The sequence below is a fragment of the Providencia sp. PROV189 genome (assembly GCF_028480065.1).
GTDB classification, from domain to species: Bacteria; Pseudomonadota; Gammaproteobacteria; order Enterobacterales; family Enterobacteriaceae; genus Providencia; species Providencia stuartii.
On the sequence record NZ_JAMPOG010000021.1, the window covers coordinates 1 to 21,722 of the forward strand.

Consider the following 21,722-nt stretch of genomic DNA (forward strand, 5'->3'; position numbering starts at 1 on the left):
AACGTCAGCGCCAAGCAGAAGAACAAGCTAAGCTGGAAGCTCAAGATATCGTCGCGTTACGCGATGAGGTTCTGAGTGAGCAAGAAGAGCCGAAACAAACAGAGCAAGAAAAACCTAAAAAGGAAGGTTTTTTTGCTCGATTAAAGAAAGGGCTACTGAAAACACGTCAAAATTTAGGCTCAGGTTTTCTTGGGTTATTTACTGGCAAGAAAATTGATGATGATCTTTTTGATGAATTAGAAGAACAATTATTGATTGCCGATGTGGGTGTTGATACAACACGTAAAATTATTGATAACCTGACCGCTCACGCAAGCCGTAAAGAGCTAAAAGATGCAGAGGCGCTATACAGTAAATTGCGTGAAGAAATGTCTGATATTTTAGCGGGAGTGGATAAACCGCTAGTCATTGAAGACAAGAAACCCTATGTTATTCTTATGGTTGGGGTCAATGGTGTTGGTAAAACGACCACGATTGGTAAATTAGCTCGCCAATATCAATCTGAAGGTAAAACCGTCATGTTAGCGGCAGGGGATACTTTCCGCGCGGCGGCTGTTGAGCAATTACAAGTTTGGGGGGAACGTAACCGTATCCCTGTTGTTGCGCAACATACTGGCGCCGATCCTGCATCAGTCATTTTTGATGCAATCCAATCAGCTAAAGCTAAAGGCGTGGATGTTCTGATTGCAGATACTGCTGGGCGTTTACAAAACAAAGCACATCTGATGGAAGAATTGAAAAAAATTGTCCGAGTGATGAAAAAACTGGATGAAGAAGCGCCACATGAAATTATGCTAACACTAGATGCAAGTACTGGACAAAATGCTGTCAGTCAGGCAAAACTTTTTAATGATGCTGTAGGTCTGACAGGTATCACATTGACTAAACTCGATGGCACAGCAAAAGGTGGTGTGATCTTCTCCATTGCTGATCAATTCGGTATTCCTATTCGTTATATCGGGATTGGTGAGGGTATTGAAGACTTACGTCCATTTAAAGCCGATGACTTTATCGAGGCTCTATTTGCCCGAGAGGAATAATTTTCGATGATTCGCTTTGAACACGTCAGTAAAGCTTATCGAGGTGGCCGGCAGGCTCTCCAAGGGGTAGATTTTCATCTACAACCAGGGGAAATGGCTTTTCTTACTGGTCACTCAGGAGCTGGTAAAAGTACGCTACTGAAGCTTATTTGTGGTATTGAGCGCCCGAGTGCTGGGCATATATTGTTTAATGGCCATGATATTAGTCGTTTGAAAAATCGGGAGATCCCTTTTTTGCGTCGGCAAATTGGGATGATTTTTCAAGATCATCATCTGTTATTTGATAGAACGGTGTACGACAATGTTGCAATGCCATTGATCATTTCGGGCGCAAGTTCCGAAGATATTCGCAGACGAGTTTCAGCAGCATTGGACAAAGTGGGTCTACTTGATAAAGCGAAAAATTTTCCAATTCAGTTGTCGGGTGGTGAGCAGCAGCGAGTTGGGATTGCGCGTGCTGTCGTAAACAAACCAACCATGTTACTTGCGGATGAGCCAACGGGGAACCTTGATGGTGAACTATCAGAGGGGATCATGCGGTTATTTGAAGAATTCAACCGTGTTGGAGTGACGGTTCTCATGGCAACCCATGATGTTGCTTTGATTGAGAGGCGTAATTACCGTGTACTGACTCTGAGTGAAGGGAGAATGATCGGAGGTCAACATGGCTAAACACGTTCGCAAATCTAAGTCTGAACGCCCTATGCAATCAAAAAGTAAGGCATTGAAAGGTGGGTGGCGTGAACAATGGCGCTATGCTTGGTTGAATACATTGGCGGATATGTTAAGACAGCCGTTAGCAACCTTTTTAACGGTGATGGTCATTGCGATTTCTCTGACCTTACCAAGCCTTTGTTATATTGTCTGGAAAAATGTGGCCCAAGCAGCTGCTCAATGGTATCCAACACCACAATTAACTGTTTACCTTGATAAATCACTGGATGAACAAGGTGGGCAAAATGTGGTAACTCAGTTGCAAGCGCTTGATGGGGTAGAGCACGTAAACTACTTATCTCGCGACCAAGCGATGAGTGAGTTCCGTAGTTGGTCTGGTTTTAGTACCGCCTTAGACATGCTAGAGGAAAACCCATTACCTGCTGTGGCAATTATTACGCCAAAATTGGATTTTCAAAGTTCTGAAGTGTTAACAACACTGCGTGATCGAGTAAGCCAAGTTAATGGCATTGAAGAAGTTCGTATGGACGATAGCTGGTTCTCTCGGCTGGCGGCATTAACACAACTTGTCGGGCAAGTCGCTTCGGTGATTGGTATTCTAATGATCATTTCACTATTCCTTGTTATTGGTAATAGTGTGCGTTTGAATATTTTTGCGCGTCGAGACACCATCAATGTGATGAAGCTCATCGGTGCGACAGATGGCTTTATTATGCGGCCATTTTTACACGGTGGCTTGTTAATGGGGGCACTGGGCGCGGTAGTATCGCTGATTATGTCAGCGCTACTGGTGTGGAAGTTATCCGATGTTGTAGCACAAGTTGCGAGTGTTTTTGGTACGCAATTTCATATAGAAGGCTTGCTATGGGAGGAATCTTTATTAGTGATCCTTATGTCAGCCATGATTGGTTGGGTGGCAGCTTGGCTAGCGACAGTCCAGCACTTACGTCATTTTACGCCTGAATAATCCTTTTTATCGGCATAGTTTATCGCTATGCCGATAAAAATGGCACAGCTTGGGAACTTTTGAAGTCTTGATTTGTCTGATATTAACCTGTCGCTATCGCACAAGTAGAATTTATTTAACTCAGTAAAACTGGTAAACTACGGTTTTCTAATCTTATATATCGCATCAAATTAATCTCTTTTCTTTATTTTTCAAAGAGGATCTGAATGACCAAAGACATGCAATCATTAGCACTTGTTCCGCAGGGAAGTATTGAAGCTTATATGCGGGCTGCCAATGCTTATCCTATGCTCACCGCTGAGGAAGAAAAGGAACTTGCTGAACGGCTGCATTACCATGGTGATCTGGATGCGGCAAAGCAACTGATCTTATCGCACTTACGTTTTGTGATACATGTTGCTCGTAGCTACGCAGGTTACGGTTTACCGCAAGCAGATTTAATTCAGGAAGGGAATATCGGCCTGATGAAAGCAGTGCGTCGGTTTAACCCTGAAATTGGTGTTCGCCTAGTTTCCTTTGCGGTCCATTGGATCAAAGCTGAAATTCATGAATACGTGTTGCGCAATTGGCGTATCGTTAAGATCGCGACAACAAAATCGCAGCGTAAGTTATTTTTTAACTTGAGAAAAAATAAAAAGCGTCTCGGTTGGTTTAATCAAGATGAAGTTGATATGGTGGCTAAAGAGCTGGGCGTGAGTACCAAGGATGTACGTGAAATGGAATCACGCATGGCGGCTCAAGATATGGCTTTTGATATATCTGATGATGATGATAGCGGTGATTTAGGGCAACCTATTGCCCCCGTACTGTTCTTACAAGATAAATCATCTGATTTTGCAGGCTCTATCGAAGAGGACAATTGGGAAAGTCACGCAACAGATCGGTTAGCCGACGCATTAGATTCATTAGATGAGCGTAGCCAAGATATTATTCGTGCTCGTTGGCTAGATGATGATAATAAGACAACATTACAGGAATTAGCCGATAAATATGGCGTTTCTGCCGAACGAGTCCGTCAGCTCGAAAAAAATGCCATGAAAAAATTGCGTGCCGCAATGGAAGAAGGCGAAGAAGAGAGTTATTAAAATCGATTTCCTTCCTGATTCACTGTTACTGCATTTATTGTCGCCGCCACGCGCGGGGCAATAAATGCAGAATACGCAGTATCATTCACTGTATAATTCTAAGGGGAGTCCATCCGGATCGGCAAAAAAAGTAAACCTTTTTTGTGTGTAGGGATCGATTCGTGGTGCTTCACAATCAACATTATGCTGCTTTAAATATTCAATCCATCCGTCAAGATCGTCCACACTAAACGCCAAATGCCTCAAACCACAAGCTTCAGGGTAACTTGGTCTAGCTGGTGGCGTAGGAAAACTAAATAATTCAATTTGGTATTGGTTGCCGAGCGCTAAATCTGCTTTCCATGAATCAGACTCTGCTCGATAATGCTCTTCTAATAAGGTTAATCCAAGAATTTTGCAGTAAAAATGTTTACTGGCAGCATAATTGGAGGCAATGATGGCAACATGGTGAATCCGCTTTAATTTCATAGTATTAAACTCGTTTTTCCCATCGATGACTTTCTTGTGTTGGTGTGAAGCGACAAGCTAATAAAAATTGCTCCATCACGATTTTATCCGCATCTAAAACCCCCTCTAAGCTGAAATACCAATGGGTTATTTGAGGCTCTTGTCGGCATATTTCGTCGAGTAAATAGAGCCCTACGCCACGGCGACGAGTGACCTCGCGCACTAAAAAATCGTAGATAGTACCTGTGTGTTGTTCTCGATGAATTTTGGCTGCGGCTAATAGGCGATCATTAAAGCGTGCCGCATAGATTTTTTGCTCTGATTGGCATTGATGAGCAAGTTGGTCTGGCTTCTGGTCAGGCCAGATTTTGTACAGGTCAAGATATTGTTGCTCAGTAGGATTGACCAAAGGAATGATTGTTAATTTCATAATTTTTCTATCTATATTAGTGAGACACCAAGCTGTAACTCATTGATTATTGCTGCTGTATGTAATCACATAGCCATGTTTGTCATTAAGGATATGCTTAATGGCTACCAAGCTGCAACTCGCATTATTTAGAGTATGCCCTTTGCTTATTTTTCATTCATACTCATCGACAGAGTGATCTGTAACCGATTTTTTGATTTTAGAGATGAAGATTTTGTCTTGGTTGATCTTCCGAGTTTAGCTCGGATTAATTTAAATTTAACTAGAATATAACACTGGCATTTACCAAAAACCCACGTAATAACATTAGATTTTTATTCTGCTGATTATGTAATTACCTGCCATATACATTTGCTATTTAGCATATTTATCTTGTTTAATGTCATGAAATATATAGCCTTATTGGCTATGTTTTTAAATATTAGGCATTCGATAATGCCAATCATAATAATTGACTATAAATCAAACACAAACATGCAGAACCACAGAAGATGGGGACGACAGAATGAAAAAAATGAATAAAATGTTACTGGCAGGATCGATTGCGATGGTGTTTAGCCAGCCGATATGGGCTAAAGAGGTGAAGATCGCAGTTGTTGGTGCTATGTCTGGCCCTGTTGCCCAATATGGCGACATGGAGTTCACTGGTGCTCGCCAAGCAGTCGCTGATATTAATGCAAAAGGTGGGATCAACGGCGATACTTTAGTTGCAGTTGAATATGATGATGCTTGTGACCCAAAACAAGCTGTCGCTGTTGCTAACAAAGTGATCAATGATGGGATTCGTTATGTTATTGGTCATCTCTGCTCTTCTTCAACACAACCTGCATCCGATATTTATGAGGATGAAGGGATTATCATGATCACGCCGGCTGCAACCAATGCTGATCTAACCACGCGTGGTTATCAAATGATCATGCGTACAACAGGTCTAGATTCAGACCAAGGCCCTACCGCAGCGAAATATATTGTCGATGAGATCAAACCAAAACGTATCGCTGTTGTTCATGACAAACAGCAGTACGGTGAAGGTTTGGCGCGCTCTGTCCGTGAAAATCTAAACAAAGCGGGCGTTAAAGAAGTGATGTTTGAAGGGATCACCGCGGGCGATAAGGACTTTTCTGCACTGGTAGCCAAACTGAAAAAAGAGAATGTGGATTTTGTCTATTTTGGTGGCTACTACCCAGAAATGGGGCAAATTTTACGTCAAGCGAAGCAATCGGGTTTGAATATTCGCTTTATGGGGCCAGAAGGAGTAGGTAACTCATCACTTTCAAATATTGCTGGGGAAGCTTCAGAAGGGATGTTAGTAACATTGCCTAAACGCTATGACCAAGTCCCAACTAACAAACCTATTGTGGATGCGATTAAAGCGAAAAAAGAAGATCCAACCGGTCCGTTCGTTTGGACTACGTATGCGGCAATTCAAGGCTTGACGACAGCAATGGAGCGTACAGGGAGCCGAGAGCCAGAAGATTTGGTTAAGGATCTAAAAGCAAATCCAGTCGACACAGTGATGGGGTCATTGACTTGGCAGCCTAATGGAGACCTGAAAGGTTTTGAATTTGGCGTATTTGAATGGCATGCGGATGGTACATCCACTGCAGTGAAGTAATTTCACTATTCAGACGCTGAACCGGGAGTTGGCTTACCAACTTCCGGCTCCTGCCCTGTTTAGGGATGGTAGTATTAAAGGATAGTCCTATGTCAGATCAAATTCTTTATTTTATCCAACAACTCCTCAATGGCTTAACCTTGGGCAGTACCTATGCATTGATAGCGATTGGCTACACAATGGTTTATGGCATTATTGGTATGATCAACTTTGCTCATGGTGAAGTTTACATGATTGGTAGCTATGTCTCCTTCATTGTCATCGCTGGGCTAATGATGCTAGGTATTGATGTTGGTTGGATCCTTATTGCTGCGGCATTCGTGGCTGCGATTGTTGTTTCAAGCTCCTATGGTTGGAGTATTGAACGCGTCGCATACCGGCCTGTTCGCCATTCAAAAAGGTTGATTGCACTTATCTCTGCAATTGGAATGTCAATTTTCCTACAAAACTATGTCAGCTTGTCACAGGGATCACGTGATCTGGCATTACCGAGTTTGATCACAGGTCAGTGGGTATTAGGCGAAAGCGATGGCTTTGAAGCGAGCATTACAAAAATGCAGCTGACCATTTGGGTGGTTACCTTACTTGCTATGTTGGCATTGACCCTATTTATCCGCTATTCCCGTATGGGAAGGGCGTGTCGTGCCTGTGCTGAAGATTTAAAAATGGCAAGTTTATTAGGCATTAACACAGACCGAGTGATTTCATTAACTTTCGTGATTGGTGCCACAATGGCAGCGGTAGCGGGAGTACTACTTGGGCAGTTTTATGGGGTCATAAACCCTTATATCGGTTTTATGGCTGGAATGAAAGCCTTTACCGCAGCCGTACTGGGGGGAATTGGTAGTATTCCTGGCGCTATGCTAGGAGGCATCATTCTCGGTGTTGCGGAAGCAATGACATCGGCTTATTTAAGCACGGAATATAAAGATGTTGTGTCATTTGGTTTATTAATTGGTGTATTGCTGATCATGCCAACCGGCATTCTGGGGCGCCCGGAGGTCGAGAAAGTATGAGAAAAGAAAATTGGATTAATGCCATTGTCGCGTCTGTGATGTTCTTTATTCTCTCTGTCTTTATGATGGGTCTGCAATTGACACTTGATGGCACGAAACTGGTTGTTTCAAGTGGTGATTCGGTACGCTGGAATTGGATTTTTGCAGGGATTGCAGTGATCTTTATTTTTCAGCTAATACGCCCTTCATTGGTGAGAGTGTGGCAAGGTGTTCCGAAACAATCGTGGTCTATACCTGATTTTGATGGCTCGACAGCGAGGCAAAAGATCCTTGCATTAGTTATTGTTATTGCTGCAATTATTTGGCCTTTTGTTGTTTCTCGAGGTAGCGTCGATATTGCGACATTAACCTTAATTTATGTGATGTTAGGCCTTGGTTTAAATGTGGTTGTCGGGCTATCAGGCTTACTGGTTTTGGGGTATGCAGGGTTTTATGCAATAGGTGCTTATACTTTTGCATTATTAAACCATTATTACGGGTTTGGCTTCTGGGAAAGCCTACCTATTGCTGGGTTAACAGCGGCCTTAGCTGGGTTTTTATTGGGGTTCCCTGTATTGCGGCTAAGAGGCGATTATTTGGCGATTGTCACCTTAGGTTTCGGTGAGATTGTGCGTATTTTATTGCTCAATAACACGGAAATCACGGGAGGACCAAACGGGATTAGCCAGTTGCCTAAGCCAACGTTGTTTGGTTTAGAGTTTAGCCGCACAGCAAAAGAGGGTTGGGATACTTTCCATAATTTCTTTGGCCTTGATTACAACGCAGGCGATAGGATTATTTTCCTCTATTTTGTGGCTCTGCTGCTGGTGCTATTAACGCTGTTTGTGATCAATCGATTATTACGTATGCCTTTAGGACGGGCTTGGGAAGCATTACGGGAAGATGAAATCGCCTGTCGCTCTTTAGGTTTATCACCGACAAAGATCAAGTTAACCGCCTTCACGATCAGTGCTGCCTTTGCTGGGTTTGCGGGAACGCTTTTCGCGGCTCGCCAAGGCTTTATCAGCCCTGAATCATTCACTTTCGTTGAATCTGCTTTTGTACTAGCCATTGTCGTGCTCGGAGGGATGGGCTCACAAACATCGGTGATATTAGCGGCGATTATACTGGTTGTCTCAAGAGAAATGATGCGTGATTTGAATGCTTACAGTATGTTGCTATTAGGGGCATTGATGGTGCTGATGATGATTTGGCGTCCACAAGGGCTATTACCAATGAAACGTCGCCAAATGAAGCTAAAAAATAGCGAGCAAGTCGCCAGTGAGGGGGAAAAAGTATGACTCCTCTATTACAAGTCAACGGTCTAACCATGCGTTTTGGTGGGCTATTAGCGGTAAATAACGTTGAGCTGAGCTTAAATCAAGGTGAAATCGTTTCCTTGATTGGGCCAAATGGTGCAGGAAAAACGACAATTTTTAACTGCTTAACCGGGTTTTATAAGCCAACTGGCGGCTCAATTCTATACCGAGAAAAGCATTTGGAAGGCTTATCGGGTCAGGCGATCGCTCGGCTTGGGGTGATCCGAACTTTTCAGCATGTACGCTTATTCAAAGAAATGACCGTGATTGAGAATCTGTTAGTTGCTCAACATCAACATTTGAAAAGTGGTATTTTCTCCGGGTTACTGAAAACGCCAGCCTTTCGACGAGCGGAATCAGAAGCGATCGACAATGCAGTAAAGTGGCTTGAAAGGGTCGAGTTATTGCAATTTGCTAACCGTCAAGCTGGTAACTTAGCGTATGGTCAACAGCGTCGGTTAGAGATAGCTCGCTGTATGGTGACACGGCCTGAAATTCTTATGTTAGATGAACCCGCGGCCGGCCTAAACCCGAAAGAAACTGATGACCTTGATGAGTTAATTGCTGAGTTACGCTCTCATCACCAAGTATCTATCTTATTGATTGAACATGATATGAAGCTAGTGATGGGAATTTCAGATCGCATTTATGTGGTGAACCAAGGCACGCCTTTGGCGAATGGAACACCTGATCAAATTCGTCAGCACCCTGATGTGATCAAAGCTTACTTGGGGGAGGCTTATTGATGTTAGAATTTAAACAAGTTTCTGCCCATTACGGAAAAATTCAAGCATTACATCAAGTGAGCCTGAATATTCAAAAAGGGGAGATCGTCACATTAATCGGTGCTAATGGTGCGGGTAAAACGACGCTACTGAGCACATTATGCGGTGACCCGCGAGCCTCAGAAGGGCAAATTCTCTACCGTGATGTCGATATTACTCAGTTGCCGACCGCGAAAATTATGCGTGAAGATATTGCATTAGTACCCGAAGGTCGCCGCGTTTTTTCACGAATGACCGTCGAAGAGAATTTAGCGATGGGGGGCTTTTTTGCTAATCGCCAACAATATCAAGAGCGCATAGAGCGCGTTTATACGCTGTTCCCGCGTTTGCATGAGCGCCGTAGTCAACGCTCTGGCACCATGTCTGGTGGTGAGCAGCAAATGTTAGCGATTGGTCGTGCACTGATGAGTCAACCTGAGTTGTTGCTACTTGATGAACCATCATTAGGTCTAGCGCCAATCATTATCATGCAAATCTTTGATACCATTTTGCAACTGCGCGAAGCGGGAATGACTATTTTCCTTGTGGAGCAAAATGCCAATCAGGCATTAAAACTGGCTGATCGCGGCTATGTTCTTGAGAATGGGCGTATTGTATTGGAAGATAGTGGTAAAGCGTTACTCGCTAATGAAGCAGTACGTAGTGCCTACTTAGGCGGCTAAACAATCCCCCTTCATATCCTCTATTGGATACTGAAGGGGCTTAATAGTTTAAGGTATTTTTATTAATGTCGGATTGGTTTCGAGTTCAATCTTTATGGTGAGCTTATCTAGATTATCAAATTTTAACGTATGATCTTTATTCACGTTGAAACAAGTTGCTCTCTTTATCTCAATAATAGATCCGGAAATTAATCGTTGAGGCTCAATTTGTTCAAGTTGATAACGGCAATGGGATGTTATTAAATATCCATTTTCCGTTATTTCGATTTGGACTGTTCCTTTATTCTCTCTTTGAGAGATATTGATTTTATCACGGTTTTGATTTGTGTTATATATATCGATATAAGCGTTTAAAATATGCTTTTGGTTCGCAATGTTACATAGATGACTAATGTGCTCAGGTGGTAATTTTTTAAAAGCATAATAAATGTCATTTATTGAATCTAATACAATTGACGAGCCATTCTCTGATTTGAAAATAATCTTCATTGCACCTATATCACGGGATATCTGCTCAAGGCATGAAATCTTATCTTCTGATTTTATTGTTATTTTTGAATTTTCATCCTCTATAATTTCATCCCCTTTACCCCACCGCCTTATCTGATAGTTTAATGCAGCAATCAATTCATTTTGTGTCATCATAATATCTGTTTTATCTTGATTTTCCTCATTGAAATAAGAGGAGATCTCTTTGTTAAATTCAATAGTAACTTTTTGGTTATCTAATGATAATGACTTTAAACTTAACTTTGTATCGGGTTTATTTGCTATATTCTCTGGTAGGTGAAAATATTGATTAATAAAATCAATGGCAGATTCTTCATCCGTGATTTTAGGTTGCCAATGTGTATTTTCAGCTTGGTTTATTTTTGAAGTTTTAAAAGGAAAAGAGTGATCACTATTTTTTACTTTAGCTATTTTTGATTCATGAGTGTGATCGTTATTGAGCCAAGAAGTAAGGCTATAAAATGGATTTTTAATCTTCATAAGTTATCACCAATAAAATTTATTTGCGATAACTTACAATAGGTTTGATGCGAAAGATTGCAATAATCGAGCATCCTATCGCTCATAGTGGGCTTTTCATGACTAGTTTATGTGAAGCGTCTCGCATTTCAGCTATTTACTTGTTTCTGCATATTAAATTAGTTGTCTATACATCTTCCTTCGAATAAACAGCAAGCTATCACTCATTGTATAGCTCATCACCTCCCTAGCTATCTAATCTTTGTGCAAAAATTCAAATTTAAATGTATATACTTTGTGAATTAAATGTATATATATTTAAAGACAACAAGATAAATGATTTGATAAAAATGATAGAAAATTAGTGCTGAGATAACTTCAACTGATTGAATATCAATAAGTTGAAGGAGGTTTGAAATCAATAAATCTATCAGTGAAAAAATAATGACTAATGAGAAATATCATTGATTGTTACAAAAAAGTTACATAAAAAGGATAAATAGGGGATACACCGATGCTAAACCGTACTGACTCTACACGCGTTATCCGCTCCCCACGTGGCAGCGAAAAAACTTGCAAAAGCTGGCTGACAGAAGCCGTGTATCGCATGATCCAAAATAACTTAGATCCGGATGTTGCTGAGCATCCGCAAAGTCTAGTGGTGTATGGCGGAATTGGACGTGCTGCTCGTGATTGGGAATGTTATGACAAGATTTTAGAAGTATTGAAAACGCTTGAAGATGATCAAACGTTATTAGTGCAATCAGGCAAGCCTGTTGGTGTTTTCCCGACTCACCCTGATGCCCCCCGCGTATTAATTGCTAACTCAAATATCGTCCCTCATTGGGCGAATTGGGAACATTTCAATGAGCTAGATAAAAAAGGCCTAATGATGTATGGCCAAATGACGGCTGGCTCTTGGATCTATATTGGTTCACAAGGCATCGTACAAGGGACCTATGAGACTTTTGTATCTTTAGCTAAGCAACATTTTAATGGTGATCCAGCCGGACGTTGGATCCTAACGGGAGGACTCGGTGGAATGGGGGGCGCACAACCTCTTGCTGCGACCATGGCCGGCTTCAGTATGATTGCTGTTGAATGTGATGAAAGCCGCATTGATTTTCGTTTAAGAACACGTTATGTCGATAAAAAGGCCACTTCATTAAATGAAGCGCTGCACTATATTGAGGAAGCGAAACAGAGCGGTAAGCCAGTTTCAGTTGGCTTATTAGGTAATGCTGCCGATGTTTACAGCGAATTGGTAAAACGTAACATTACCCCAGACTCAGTAACTGACCAAACGAGCGCGCACGACCCCGTTCATGGCTACTTACCTCAAGGTTGGACATTGGCGCAATGGCGTGAAAAACAACAGACTGCTGCCGATGAAGTGACTAAAGCTGCGAAGAAGAGTATGGCAGTACAGGTTGACGCTATGCTGACTATGCAAAAACGTGGCTCAGCAGCCTTTGACTATGGTAATAACATTCGTCAAATGGCGAAAGATGAAGGTGTGAGTAATGCCTTTAATTTCCCTGGCTTCGTTCCTGCCTATATTCGCCCTCTATTTTGTGAAGGAATTGGCCCATTCCGTTGGGTGGCATTATCGGGTGATCCAGAGGATATCTATAAAACAGATCAAAAAGTAAAAGAGCTGATCCCAGACGATAAACACTTGCATAACTGGCTGGATATGGCCCGTGAACGCATCGCATTCCAAGGGCTGCCTGCTCGTATTTGTTGGGTTGGCTTAAAAGATCGTGAAAGATTGGGTCGAGCATTTAATGAAATGGTGAAAAATGGCGAGTTAAAAGGGCCTATTGTGATCGGTCGTGATCACTTAGATTCAGGCTCTGTAGCAAGCCCACATCGTGAAACCGAGTCGATGAAAGATGGCTCTGATGCAGTCTCTGATTGGCCTTTACTCAATGCGCTATTGAACACCGCGGGAGGAGCGACATGGGTGAGTTTACATCACGGTGGTGGTGTCGGAATGGGCTTTTCACAACACGCGGGTGTCGTGATTGTCTGTGATGGCACTGATGCCGCGGATAAACGTCTAGCACGAGTTTTACATAATGACCCAGCAACAGGGGTGATGCGCCATGCTGATGCGGGTTATGACATCGCAATACATTGTGCAAAACAGCAAGGTCTGAATTTGCCGATGGTCAAGTAGCACCTTTGGCCTGCCTCAGATTAGGGGCGGCCTTATTTAGAAGGGGATCAGTATGAATACGATGTCAAAGCCAAAAAGAGTAGGGCCATTATCAGGGATCAAAGTTATTGATCTAAGTCGCGTACTTGCCGGTCCTTATTGCACAGGCATGATGGCCGATTTAGGGGCTGAGGTGATCAAAATTGAGGTGCCTGATCATGGTGATGATAGCCGCCATTTGGGGCCGTTTATTGATGGTGAGAGCGTTTATTACGGGCTGATTAATCGAGGCAAACGCAGTATTGAGTTAGATCTAAAATCAGAGACTGACCGCGAAATCCTTTATCAGTTAGTCAAAGAGAGTGATGTCGTCGTTGAGAATTTTCGACCGGGGGTAACCGCGAGGTTAGGCATTGATTTTGACAGCCTAAAACAGCACAACCCAAAATTGATTTACGCCAGTATTTCCGGATTTGGTCAAGATAGCCCACTGGCTAATTACCCCGCTTATGACATTGTGGCACAAGCGATGTCAGGGTTAATGAGTGTGACAGGCTTTCCGCAAACAGGCCCAACCCGTAGTGGAGAATCGATAGGTGATGTTTGCGCTGGCATATTCGCTGCTTGGGCGATCAGTAGTGCACTATTTGCACGGGAAGCTCACCAAGAAAAAGCACAATATATTGATGTTGCTATGGTTGATGTGCTGCTAAGTATGCAACTAACAGGGTTATCTAACCTATTTGCAAATGGTACAGCGCCCAGCTTAGTGGGTAATCGACACCCTGTATCCACACCGTTTGATACTTATCAGGCACAGGATGGTTTAGTGGTTATTGCTATCGCCAGTGAAAAGTTATTTCAGCGTTTTTGTGAGTGTATGGGGAAACCTGAATTACGCAATGACCCTCGTTATAAAGACGATCCTACAAGAACGCTTTATCAGGCTGAACTTCGAAAAGAAATCGAACGTTGGACATCACAAAGAACGGTCGAAGAAGTTTGTGATTTGCTGCTAAACGCTGGGGTTCCTGCTTCGCCAATCCATGATTTGCAGCAGGCAACTCAGAGCGAACATGCAAAGGTACGTGCTGTTCTTACTCATCTTGATGATGGGGGAACACCATTAGTGTCTCAACCTGTTTTCTTTAATGGGTACAAACCTCATGTGACGCAAAGGGCACCTAGCTTAGGTGAAGCGAATGCTGTTTATAAATCGGCAAATCTCACAATAAAAAATGCGGAGACAATACAATGAGCTTTCAAATTGATGAAACAGAACAAGCAATTGTAGATGCTGTTGAAAAGGTTTGCCGGGATATTCTGCAAGCAAATGCGCAGCGTTACGATGAAACAGAAACCTTTTGTGCAGAAAGCCTAGCAGCACTGGGTGAAATGGGCTGCTGGGGGATCAACTTACCGGAACAATACGGCGGTTTTGGCATTGGCAGTATAGCAATGAGTATGATCGTGGAAGCAGTGGCAGCGGCTTGTGCATCAACATCATCGGCTTTAACGGCACACTTTCTCGCAACAGACTCAATTTTGATTGGGGGAACGGAGGAGCAAAAACAGTATTGGTTACCGAAAGCGGCAAGCGGTGAAATGCTAGGGGCGTTTGGCCTAACAGAGCCAGCGGCGGGATCAAACCCTGCTGACATGCGTACTATCGCGACCCGTGAAAATGGTGGTTGGCGAATTCGTGGCAATAAACACTACATTACCAATGCCAAAGAAGCTGATTTTATCGTGTTATACGCCAAAACGAATCCAGAAGCCGGCGCTCGTGGCATTAGTGCATTTATGATCCCAAAGGGAACTGAAGGCGTCGAGTTTTCTTCACCTGAGAAAACGATGGGGCTACGTGGGAGCACAATCTATGAACTAGCTCTGAATTGTTGGCTGCCTGAGTCGGCGCTATTAGGTGAAGAAAATAAAGGTTTCCATACCGCAATGGAAGTGTTGGATAAAGGTCGCGTGGAAGTTGCGGCGACTTCATTAGGTATTGCTCGTGCTGCCATGGAATGTGCCTTAAATTGGGTGAAAGAGCGCCAAATCGGTAAAAAGCCATTAGCGGCTTACCAAGGAACACAATGGCGACTTGCAGATATGCATACTCAATTAGAAGCCGCGCGTATGTTGACATGGCGTGCTGCGGAGTGTCGAGATTCAGGCGAACGTTTTAGCTTGCAATCGGCAACAGCAAAATTATTTGCCGCGGAGTGTGCTGGTTTTGTTACCGATGCAGCATTACAGCTTCATGGTGGTTATGGCTATATTCGGGATCTACCTTTGGAACGCTATGTACGTGATGCAAGAATTTTACGTATTTTTGAAGGTACTTCAGAAATCCAAAAAATCATTATCTCACGTGCGGTTTTAGATGCTGTTTAATGTGAGATAGGGAAATGCGAGTGGGCAGACAGGGTCCACTCGTAATGAGTAAAAACTGCAATAGGATGAACGACCTGATAACAGGATCATGGAATTAAAAACACAACAACAACCAGGTTTAAGAATGTATTTCAATTTTTAATGGCGGGTAGTTTATAAAACAACAATAACATCCGTCTTAACGTCTCATGGCTGTATCCTACGACAACCATTGCGACAAATTGGTCCATTCTTTAAGCCAAGCCTTGCTTAAAGAGGAGTTACCATGACAGTTTCAAACGACATAATCGCAGATAAAAAACATCGGCAGGATAATGTTCCTTTAATCGAAGCACGCTCTATTGACTATATCCCTGAATCAGAACGGCATGGCACATTATCAAGTCAATTTACTCTCTGGTTTGGGGCAAACTTACAGATTACCGCTATCGTGACTGGGGCACTCGCTGTCGTGTTAGGTGGCGATGTATTTTGGTCATTAATTGGTTTGTTTATCGGGCAACTACTTGGTGGTGCAGTGATGGCACTGCATGCTGTTCAAGGGCCAAAGCTAGGGTTACCACAGATGATCTCAAGCCGTGTTCAGTTTGGTGTCTATGGCGCGGTGATCCCGATCCTTCTAGTGTGCATGATGTATGTTGGCTTTTCAGCGAGTGGCACAGTATTAGCGGGTCAGGCCGTTGGGCAATTGCTCAATGTTAGTGATTGGGTCGGTATCTTGATCTTCGGTGCTGTGATCATCGCGATTACGATCTGTGGCTATCGTATCATCCATATGCTAGGTAAAGCGGCCAGTGTGATCGGTGTAGTTGCATTCTTTTATCTATTTTTCCGCTTGTTTTATATGAATGACGTTTCGGTTTTATTAGAAAACCGTCATTTCACGTGGACCAATTTCTTACTTGCAATGTCACTCTCAGCATCATGGCAAATTGCATTTGGCCCTTATGTTGCCGATTACTCTCGTTATCTACCTACCAAAACGCCGACAATCAAAGCGTTCTTAGCAGTAGGTTCGGGAACGGTGATTGGCACTCAAGCATCTATGATCCTAGGCGTCTTCGCTGCTGCTTTAGCCGGTAACGCATTCGCAGGTCATGAAGTGGCTTATATTGTTGGTCTGGGTAGCACAGGGCTTATTGCCGCGCTGCTCTATATCAGCATTTTCTTTGGTAAGGTGACGATCACTGCACTAAACGCGTACGGTAGCTTTATGTCGATGGCAGCCATCTTCTGTGGTTTCCGTGGCAAGCAGCAAATTTCTCGCAGGCAAAGGCTGTTTTTCATCATATTGATGGTCAGCTTCTCAACGGCTCTGGGCTTAGCTGGGCAACATTCATTTCTAAAACTATTTTCAGCTTTCTTACTGTTCTTACTGGCATTTTTTACCCCATGGAGCGCAATCAACCTTGTTGACTACTACTGGGTAACGAAAGGTCGTTATGACGTGCCTCAGCTATCGAACCCGAATGGTCGTTATGGGCGCTGGAATAAAGTTGGCATCATCACTTATGTGATTGGCGTTATGATTCAATTGCCTTTCATTGCGACAGGTTTCTACACCGGACCATTAGTAGAGAAGCTGGGAGGCGTTGATATCTCATGGATTGTGGGCCTCGTTGCCACCAGTATTATCTACTATGCTGCGATTAAAATATGGCCAATGTCCGTTGCAGATAGGCTAATACTGCCGTCGTCAAATGAAATACTGGACAGCAAATCAGCTAATTAACAAATCACGTTAAAACAAAAATAAGAGGGGATGATAGCAGTGAATATTCACTGCTAAGGCTCCCCTCAGCCTGAAAAACACTTTCTGGCAGAGAGTAATTAGGAGTAATTATGAAAATTTTAGTGGCTGTTAAAAGAGTTATTGACCACAACGTCAAAGTACGAGTGAAAGCAGATGGTTCAGGCGTCGAATTAACGAATGTCAAAATGGCAATCAACCCGTTTGATGAAATTGCCGTTGAAGAAGCGGTGCGCCTAAAAGAAGCTGGAAAAGCGGATGAAGTGGTTGTTGTATCAATCGGTGATGCTCACTCACAGGAAACGTTGCGTAGCGCGATGGCGATGGGTGCCGACAGAGCCATTTTGGTTCAGAAACCGAGTGATTTAGTGTTAGAGCCACTGGATATTGCTCGCTTATTGCAGCAGGTGGTGGTTTCAGAGCAGCCGGACTTAATTTTGCTTGGAAAACAGGCTATTGATAATGACTGCAACCAAACAGGGCAAATGTTGGCTGCACTTCTTAAGTGTGGGCAAGCGACGTTTGCTTCCTTGATTGAAATTGATGGTACATCACTGCAAGTCACTCGTGAAATTGATGGTGGATTAGAAACATTAACATTATCGTTACCAGCGGTAGTGACAACCGATTTACGTTTAAATGAACCTCGCTATGCAACCCTCCCTAATATCATGAAAGCAAAGAAAAAACCGCTTGAAGTGCGCGATATTTCAGCGCTGGATTTTACGCCATTAGGGCAAGTAAAAACATTGATGGTTACGGAGCCGAAAAAACGTACAGGACAATGCACATTATTTAATGATGTCAAAGCATTAGTCAGTGAACTGCAAGCTAAAGAAGTTATCTAATCGGGGAGAGCGCCATGAGCCAATTATCAGTATTAGTTGTGGTAGAACATGACAACCAAACTATTAAATCGTCAACATACCATAGCGTGACAGCGGCTAAACAGATCCTTGCAGGGCAAGGGCAATTGCATCTACTCGTTGCTGGTAGCCAATGCGCTAGGGTTGCAGAGCAGGCGGCTAGCATTGCAGGGGTCGAAAAAGTGATCCTTATCGACCATGTAGAGCTTACTCATCAACTCGCAGAAACTGTGACTGACTCAGTGATTTCGATAGCTAAACATTACAGTCACTTAGTTTTTCCCGCGACCACTTACGGTAAAAATGTTGCTCCACGTGTAGCGGCAACGCTAGGTGTTGCACAGATTTCCGATATTACTGACGTTATTGATGCACAAACCTTTGTGCGTCCTATTTATGCGGGCAACGCATTAGCCACAGTACAAAATAATGGGAACCAAGTGGTGTTAACAATTCGTAGCTCTGCTTTTTCTGCTACGACGGAAACTCAGCCGGCGGCTGCCATCGAAGATTATTGTGCAAACAGTTTTAACCCATTATCTCAACTGAAAAGCCAATCTTTAACCCAAATGAGCCGTGCTGAGCTTAGTTCGGCAAAAGTGGTGATATCGGGGGGAAGAGGGCTAAGTTCTGGTGAAAACTTTGCTTTACTTGAAACCATTGCCGACAAATTAGGGGCTGCGGTTGGGGCATCAAGGGCTGCTGTTGATGCAGGTTATGTGCCGAATGATTATCAGGTTGGACAAACAGGTAAGATTGTTGCCCCCGATCTCTATATTGCCGTTGGAATTTCTGGGGCGATCCAACATATTGCTGGCATGAAAGAGAGCAAGGTGATCGTCGCAATCAATCAAGATCCAGAAGCTCCTATTTTCCAAGTTGCGGACTACGGCATTGTTGGTGATCTGTTTGAGATCTTACCTGAATTAGATAAAGCATTAGCCTAATTAGGGGGAAATATGACTATCGACAATAGTGTCAATATCAATGAGGCTCCAGAGCGCGAATCGATGGAATTTGATGTCCTGATTGTCGGTGGTGGACCTGCGGGACTATCTGCGGCAATCCGCTTAAAGCAACTTGCCTTAGAAAAAAACAGTGAATTATCTGTCTGTCTGATCGATAAAGGTGCTGAAATTGGAGCGCATATTCTATCGGGTGCCGTGATCGACCCCCGTGCCCTTGATGAGCTACTACCCGACTGGCAGCACTTTGTCTCCAGTGACTTAACGGCAGTCACTGAAGATCGCTTTTTGCTCCTAAAAGAGCATAAAGCGAACCGGTTACCACTTGCTCTGTTACCAACCAGTTTAAAAAATGAAGGAAATGTAATTGGTAGTCTAGGGCGGGTATGTTCCGCCTTAGCATCACAAGCCGAACAGCTCGGGGTCGACGTATTTGCGGGCTTTGCGGCAACAGAAGTTATATACAGCGAGTCAGGCTCAGTGATAGGGGTGACGACGGGGGATATGGGGCTTGATAAATCAGGTAATCCGACCTCAATGTATCAACCGGGCATGAATTTATTAGCAAAAATGACGTTTTTTGCAGAAGGGTGCCGTGGGCAATTAGGGAAGCAACTTATTGAACATTTTGACTTATCAGCTGGCCGTGGAAAGCAAACCTATGGTCTTGGATTAAAGGAAATTTGGCAAATACCTAAAGAGCAGCATCAAGCCGGTTTGGTCGTTCATTCAATTGGTTGGCCTTTAGATAATAATACTTATGGTGGCGGCTTCGCTTATCATTATGGTGAAAATCTGGTTGCTGTTGGTTTAGTGGTAGGGTTGAACTACGAAAATCCTTATTTATCACCGTTTGATGAATTCCAACGTCTCAAAACTCACCCAGCGTTTAGCGCTTTTTTACAAGGTGGTGAACGAGTGAGTTATGGGGCTAGAACCTTGGTTGCTGGAGGACTTTCCGCATTACCAGAACTGAGCTTTCCTGGAGGAGCATTGATTGGTGATGATGCAGGCTTTTTGAATGCGGCTCGGATCAAAGGTAGTCACTGTGCAGTGAAAAGCGGTGCACTTGCGGCAGAAGCCCTGTTCGGATCAATGCGCGATCAATCTATCGATTATGCGGAATTTAAAACACAATATCGTCAAAAATTTGCACAGAGTTGGCTCTATCGTGAGTTATACCAAACTCGTAATTTCAAACCCTATATGAAAAAAGGTTTGTACTTAGGGTCGTTATTATTTGGTGCAGAACAGCTGCTTTTAAAGGGGCGTACACCGTGGACGTTAAAGCTAAAGCAAGCAGACCATGAAAGTTTACAAGAGGCTAAAAACTTTCAACCGATTGAATACCCCAAACCGGATGGCATTTTGACTTTTGATAAGCCTTCGTCGGTATTTCTATCAAACACTAATCATGAAGAAGAACAGCCGTGCCACTTAAAATTACAGGATAGTCAAATACCTATTAGCGTTAATTTACCTCGATATGCGGCACCAGAGACCCGTTATTGCCCCGCGGGGGTCTATGAAATAGTGAGTGAAAAAGAACAACCAAAGTTACAAATCAATGCGCAAAACTGTTTGCATTGTAAGGCGTGCGATATCAAAGACCCAACGCAAAATATCTGTTGGACAGCACCACAAGGGGGAGAAGGGCCAATTTATCAAGGGATGTAACTGGTTTTGTTGTGATGTATTCCCGCCAATAGAAGCGCGGGTGTGGTTGTGCTTTATTTTATCAGTCGCTTTGGGGCATTTTGTGAATTTGCCCCATTTTTTTGTTTATGTGTTATGGGGTATCAATACGTGAATGTAACTTTAATTTGTAACGAGAGCCTGCTGTTATCATATTGACATAACTAATTAAAATAGAGCCTGTCCAGGTACGGCGGCTAAGTTGTAAGCAGGGGGAACCTTCTTTAATAGAGAGGGATTGGGCAATGGCCTTAGTCGCTAAAGCGGCTTCGATGGTATGCTCCATTTCACTCACGGGAAAATGCCGCTGCAAGTATCCACTTGGTGTTTCTGTATCGCCAAAGTGTTGTTTGACAAAATCAGGAACGATAGCGTGATTGACATAACGCTCCTCAAGCATCAAAGGAATGTCATTTTCAAAATGGAGTACCTTGCAATAGCCGATATCACTTCCTTCCATCACTCCAAGTTGTAACGCAATTTCAGGCGAAGCAGTAATAATTTTAAGTTGTAATTGATGACCGCTATATTTATTACCGCTTAATGATATCTCATCAAAAATATCAAAAGCTTTGGTTACAGGCAGCTCATGCTTTTGGGTCGCAACAAAGGTGCCTTTCCCAGCAATACGATTCAGAATACCTTTTTGGCTTAGCTCAGAAATGGCTTTATTCACCGTCATGCGGCTGACATTAAATTGGGCGCAAAGCTCTAGCTCTGTGGGTATTTGAGTTTCAGGTTTGAAGATACCTAAATCAATACTACGCAGAATATAAGATTGAATTTGCTTGTATGCTGGTTGTGAAGTCATCGTGATTATTTTATTAATAATAAGGTGTTAGAAGAATCCGTTAATCTTCAGTTGTTACCATACCTAATCGGCGGTTTGCCCAAGTTTACCA

20 protein-coding genes are annotated in these 21,722 nt (G+C 43.1%); 16 read left to right on the forward strand and 4 right to left on the reverse strand.

Translation table 11 applies throughout. The features are described from left to right. The 4 genes from ftsY to rpoH all read left to right on the forward strand — a co-directional run. The coding region (gene ftsY, locus PR833_RS12950) for a signal recognition particle-docking protein FtsY (RefSeq protein ID WP_272526194.1) at nucleotides 1-1,040 on the forward strand (1,040 nt) is incomplete at its 5' end. A gap of 6 nt (nucleotides 1,041-1,046) precedes the next feature. Further along, a complete protein-coding gene (ftsE, locus tag PR833_RS12955) occupies nucleotides 1,047-1,712 on the forward strand; it encodes a cell division ATP-binding protein FtsE (protein WP_004925727.1) in 666 nt (221 codons plus the stop codon). Next, nucleotides 1,705-2,682, forward strand: coding sequence for a permease-like cell division protein FtsX (gene ftsX / locus PR833_RS12960; protein ID WP_004925722.1), 978 nt, complete (start codon nucleotides 1,705-1,707; stop codon nucleotides 2,680-2,682). Before ftsE ends, ftsX begins: the two co-directional genes overlap by 8 nt. Nucleotides 2,683-2,888: 206 nt before the next feature. After that, the gene (rpoH, locus tag PR833_RS12965; protein WP_272526195.1) at nucleotides 2,889-3,767 is read left to right on the forward strand and encodes an RNA polymerase sigma factor RpoH; all 879 of its coding nucleotides are present in this window, start codon (nucleotides 2,889-2,891) and stop codon (nucleotides 3,765-3,767) included. Nucleotides 3,768-3,848: 81 nt separating this feature from the next. On the opposite strand, the gene PR833_RS12970 is transcribed toward rpoH, so the two are convergent. Further along, the gene (locus tag PR833_RS12970) at nucleotides 3,849-4,235 is read right to left on the reverse strand and encodes a VOC family protein (RefSeq protein WP_004925713.1); all 387 of its coding nucleotides are present in this window, start codon (nucleotides 4,233-4,235) and stop codon (nucleotides 3,849-3,851) included. 4 nt (nucleotides 4,236-4,239) lie between these two features. Further along, nucleotides 4,240-4,644 (reverse strand): aspartate 1-decarboxylase autocleavage activator PanM, encoded by a 405-nt coding sequence (gene panM / locus PR833_RS12975; protein WP_272526196.1) that lies wholly within the window; start codon nucleotides 4,642-4,644, stop codon nucleotides 4,240-4,242. Between the two features lie 505 nt (nucleotides 4,645-5,149). On the opposite strand from panM, the gene PR833_RS12980 reads away from it, so the two are divergent. From PR833_RS12980 to livF, 5 genes are all read left to right on the forward strand, one after another. Beyond that, entirely contained in the window at nucleotides 5,150-6,259 is a 1,110-nt protein-coding gene (locus tag PR833_RS12980) for a branched-chain amino acid ABC transporter substrate-binding protein (RefSeq protein ID WP_004925706.1), read from the forward strand. Between the two features lie 89 nt (nucleotides 6,260-6,348). After that, nucleotides 6,349-7,275 carry a high-affinity branched-chain amino acid ABC transporter permease LivH gene (gene livH / locus PR833_RS12985; protein WP_014657532.1) on the forward strand — a complete coding sequence of 309 codons (927 nt, stop codon included), beginning with the start codon at nucleotides 6,349-6,351 and terminating at the stop codon, nucleotides 7,273-7,275. After that, nucleotides 7,272-8,555, forward strand: coding sequence for a high-affinity branched-chain amino acid ABC transporter permease LivM (locus tag PR833_RS12990; protein ID WP_004925698.1), 1,284 nt, complete (start codon nucleotides 7,272-7,274; stop codon nucleotides 8,553-8,555). The genes livH and PR833_RS12990 overlap by 4 nt, the downstream gene beginning before the upstream one ends. Then, the gene (livG, locus tag PR833_RS12995; protein ID WP_171830702.1) at nucleotides 8,552-9,319 is read left to right on the forward strand and encodes a high-affinity branched-chain amino acid ABC transporter ATP-binding protein LivG; all 768 of its coding nucleotides are present in this window, start codon (nucleotides 8,552-8,554) and stop codon (nucleotides 9,317-9,319) included. Before PR833_RS12990 ends, livG begins: the two co-directional genes overlap by 4 nt. Next, nucleotides 9,319-10,020 carry a high-affinity branched-chain amino acid ABC transporter ATP-binding protein LivF gene (gene livF / locus PR833_RS13000; RefSeq protein WP_004925693.1) on the forward strand — a complete coding sequence of 234 codons (702 nt, stop codon included), beginning with the start codon at nucleotides 9,319-9,321 and terminating at the stop codon, nucleotides 10,018-10,020. Before livG ends, livF begins: the two co-directional genes overlap by 1 nt. A 48-nt stretch (nucleotides 10,021-10,068) precedes the next feature. Here the strand turns inward: livF and PR833_RS13005 are convergent, their stop codons facing one another. Further along, the gene (locus PR833_RS13005; RefSeq protein ID WP_272526197.1) at nucleotides 10,069-11,010 is read right to left on the reverse strand and encodes a hypothetical protein; all 942 of its coding nucleotides are present in this window, start codon (nucleotides 11,008-11,010) and stop codon (nucleotides 10,069-10,071) included. Between the two features lie 493 nt (nucleotides 11,011-11,503). Between PR833_RS13005 and hutU the strand changes: the two genes are divergently transcribed. The 7 genes from hutU (at nucleotide 11,504) to PR833_RS13040 (ending at nucleotide 20,802) form a co-directional block, all read left to right on the forward strand. Next, complete coding sequence (gene hutU, locus PR833_RS13010; RefSeq protein ID WP_272526198.1) at nucleotides 11,504-13,171, forward strand: urocanate hydratase; 1,668 nt, start codon at nucleotides 11,504-11,506, stop codon at nucleotides 13,169-13,171. A gap of 52 nt (nucleotides 13,172-13,223) precedes the next feature. Beyond that, entirely contained in the window at nucleotides 13,224-14,408 is a 1,185-nt protein-coding gene (locus PR833_RS13015) for a CaiB/BaiF CoA transferase family protein (RefSeq protein ID WP_014657538.1), read from the forward strand. Continuing rightward, nucleotides 14,405-15,544 carry an acyl-CoA dehydrogenase family protein gene (locus PR833_RS13020; protein ID WP_004925677.1) on the forward strand — a complete coding sequence of 380 codons (1,140 nt, stop codon included), beginning with the start codon at nucleotides 14,405-14,407 and terminating at the stop codon, nucleotides 15,542-15,544. Before PR833_RS13015 ends, PR833_RS13020 begins: the two co-directional genes overlap by 4 nt. A 265-nt stretch (nucleotides 15,545-15,809) precedes the next feature. Then, nucleotides 15,810-17,276 (forward strand): purine-cytosine permease family protein, encoded by a 1,467-nt coding sequence (locus PR833_RS13025; protein ID WP_004925674.1) that lies wholly within the window; start codon nucleotides 15,810-15,812, stop codon nucleotides 17,274-17,276. Nucleotides 17,277-17,386: 110 nt separating this feature from the next. After that, nucleotides 17,387-18,142 (forward strand): electron transfer flavoprotein subunit beta/FixA family protein, encoded by a 756-nt coding sequence (locus tag PR833_RS13030; protein WP_272526199.1) that lies wholly within the window; start codon nucleotides 17,387-17,389, stop codon nucleotides 18,140-18,142. 14 nt (nucleotides 18,143-18,156) lie between these two features. Beyond that, nucleotides 18,157-19,107: an electron transfer flavoprotein subunit alpha/FixB family protein gene (locus tag PR833_RS13035; protein WP_272526200.1), complete on the forward strand. Its 951-nt coding sequence runs from the start codon at nucleotides 18,157-18,159 to the stop codon at nucleotides 19,105-19,107. A gap of 12 nt (nucleotides 19,108-19,119) precedes the next feature. After that, nucleotides 19,120-20,802 (forward strand): electron transfer flavoprotein-ubiquinone oxidoreductase, encoded by a 1,683-nt coding sequence (locus tag PR833_RS13040; RefSeq protein WP_272526201.1) that lies wholly within the window; start codon nucleotides 19,120-19,122, stop codon nucleotides 20,800-20,802. A 112-nt stretch (nucleotides 20,803-20,914) separates the two neighbouring features. On the opposite strand, the gene PR833_RS13045 is transcribed toward PR833_RS13040, so the two are convergent. Continuing rightward, complete coding sequence (locus tag PR833_RS13045) at nucleotides 20,915-21,631, reverse strand: UTRA domain-containing protein (RefSeq protein WP_004925662.1); 717 nt, start codon at nucleotides 21,629-21,631, stop codon at nucleotides 20,915-20,917. Nucleotides 21,632-21,722 lie beyond the last annotated feature (91 nt).

Bases quoted from the DNA above. Each gene is read 5' to 3' on its own strand.
- ftsE (WP_004925727.1), top strand. From the start codon at position 1,047: ATGATTCGCTTTGAACACGTCAGTAAAGCTTATCGAGGTGGCCGGCAG.
- ftsX (WP_004925722.1), top strand. From the start codon at position 1,705: ATGGCTAAACACGTTCGCAAATCTAAGTCTGAACGCCCTATGCAATCA.
- rpoH (WP_272526195.1), top strand. From the start codon at position 2,889: ATGACCAAAGACATGCAATCATTAGCACTTGTTCCGCAGGGAAGTATT.
- PR833_RS12970 (WP_004925713.1), bottom strand. From the start codon at position 4,235: ATGAAATTAAAGCGGATTCACCATGTTGCCATCATTGCCTCCAATTAT.
- panM (WP_272526196.1), bottom strand. From the start codon at position 4,644: ATGAAATTAACAATCATTCCTTTGGTCAATCCTACTGAGCAACAATAT.
- PR833_RS12980 (WP_004925706.1), top strand. From the start codon at position 5,150: ATGAAAAAAATGAATAAAATGTTACTGGCAGGATCGATTGCGATGGTG.
- livH (WP_014657532.1), top strand. From the start codon at position 6,349: ATGTCAGATCAAATTCTTTATTTTATCCAACAACTCCTCAATGGCTTA.
- PR833_RS12990 (WP_004925698.1), top strand. From the start codon at position 7,272: ATGAGAAAAGAAAATTGGATTAATGCCATTGTCGCGTCTGTGATGTTC.
- livG (WP_171830702.1), top strand. From the start codon at position 8,552: ATGACTCCTCTATTACAAGTCAACGGTCTAACCATGCGTTTTGGTGGG.
- livF (WP_004925693.1), top strand. From the start codon at position 9,319: ATGTTAGAATTTAAACAAGTTTCTGCCCATTACGGAAAAATTCAAGCA.
- PR833_RS13005 (WP_272526197.1), bottom strand. From the start codon at position 11,010: ATGAAGATTAAAAATCCATTTTATAGCCTTACTTCTTGGCTCAATAAC.
- hutU (WP_272526198.1), top strand. From the start codon at position 11,504: ATGCTAAACCGTACTGACTCTACACGCGTTATCCGCTCCCCACGTGGC.
- PR833_RS13015 (WP_014657538.1), top strand. From the start codon at position 13,224: ATGAATACGATGTCAAAGCCAAAAAGAGTAGGGCCATTATCAGGGATC.
- PR833_RS13020 (WP_004925677.1), top strand. From the start codon at position 14,405: ATGAGCTTTCAAATTGATGAAACAGAACAAGCAATTGTAGATGCTGTT.
- PR833_RS13025 (WP_004925674.1), top strand. From the start codon at position 15,810: ATGACAGTTTCAAACGACATAATCGCAGATAAAAAACATCGGCAGGAT.
- PR833_RS13030 (WP_272526199.1), top strand. From the start codon at position 17,387: ATGAAAATTTTAGTGGCTGTTAAAAGAGTTATTGACCACAACGTCAAA.
- PR833_RS13035 (WP_272526200.1), top strand. From the start codon at position 18,157: ATGAGCCAATTATCAGTATTAGTTGTGGTAGAACATGACAACCAAACT.
- PR833_RS13040 (WP_272526201.1), top strand. From the start codon at position 19,120: ATGACTATCGACAATAGTGTCAATATCAATGAGGCTCCAGAGCGCGAA.
- PR833_RS13045 (WP_004925662.1), bottom strand. From the start codon at position 21,631: ATGACTTCACAACCAGCATACAAGCAAATTCAATCTTATATTCTGCGT.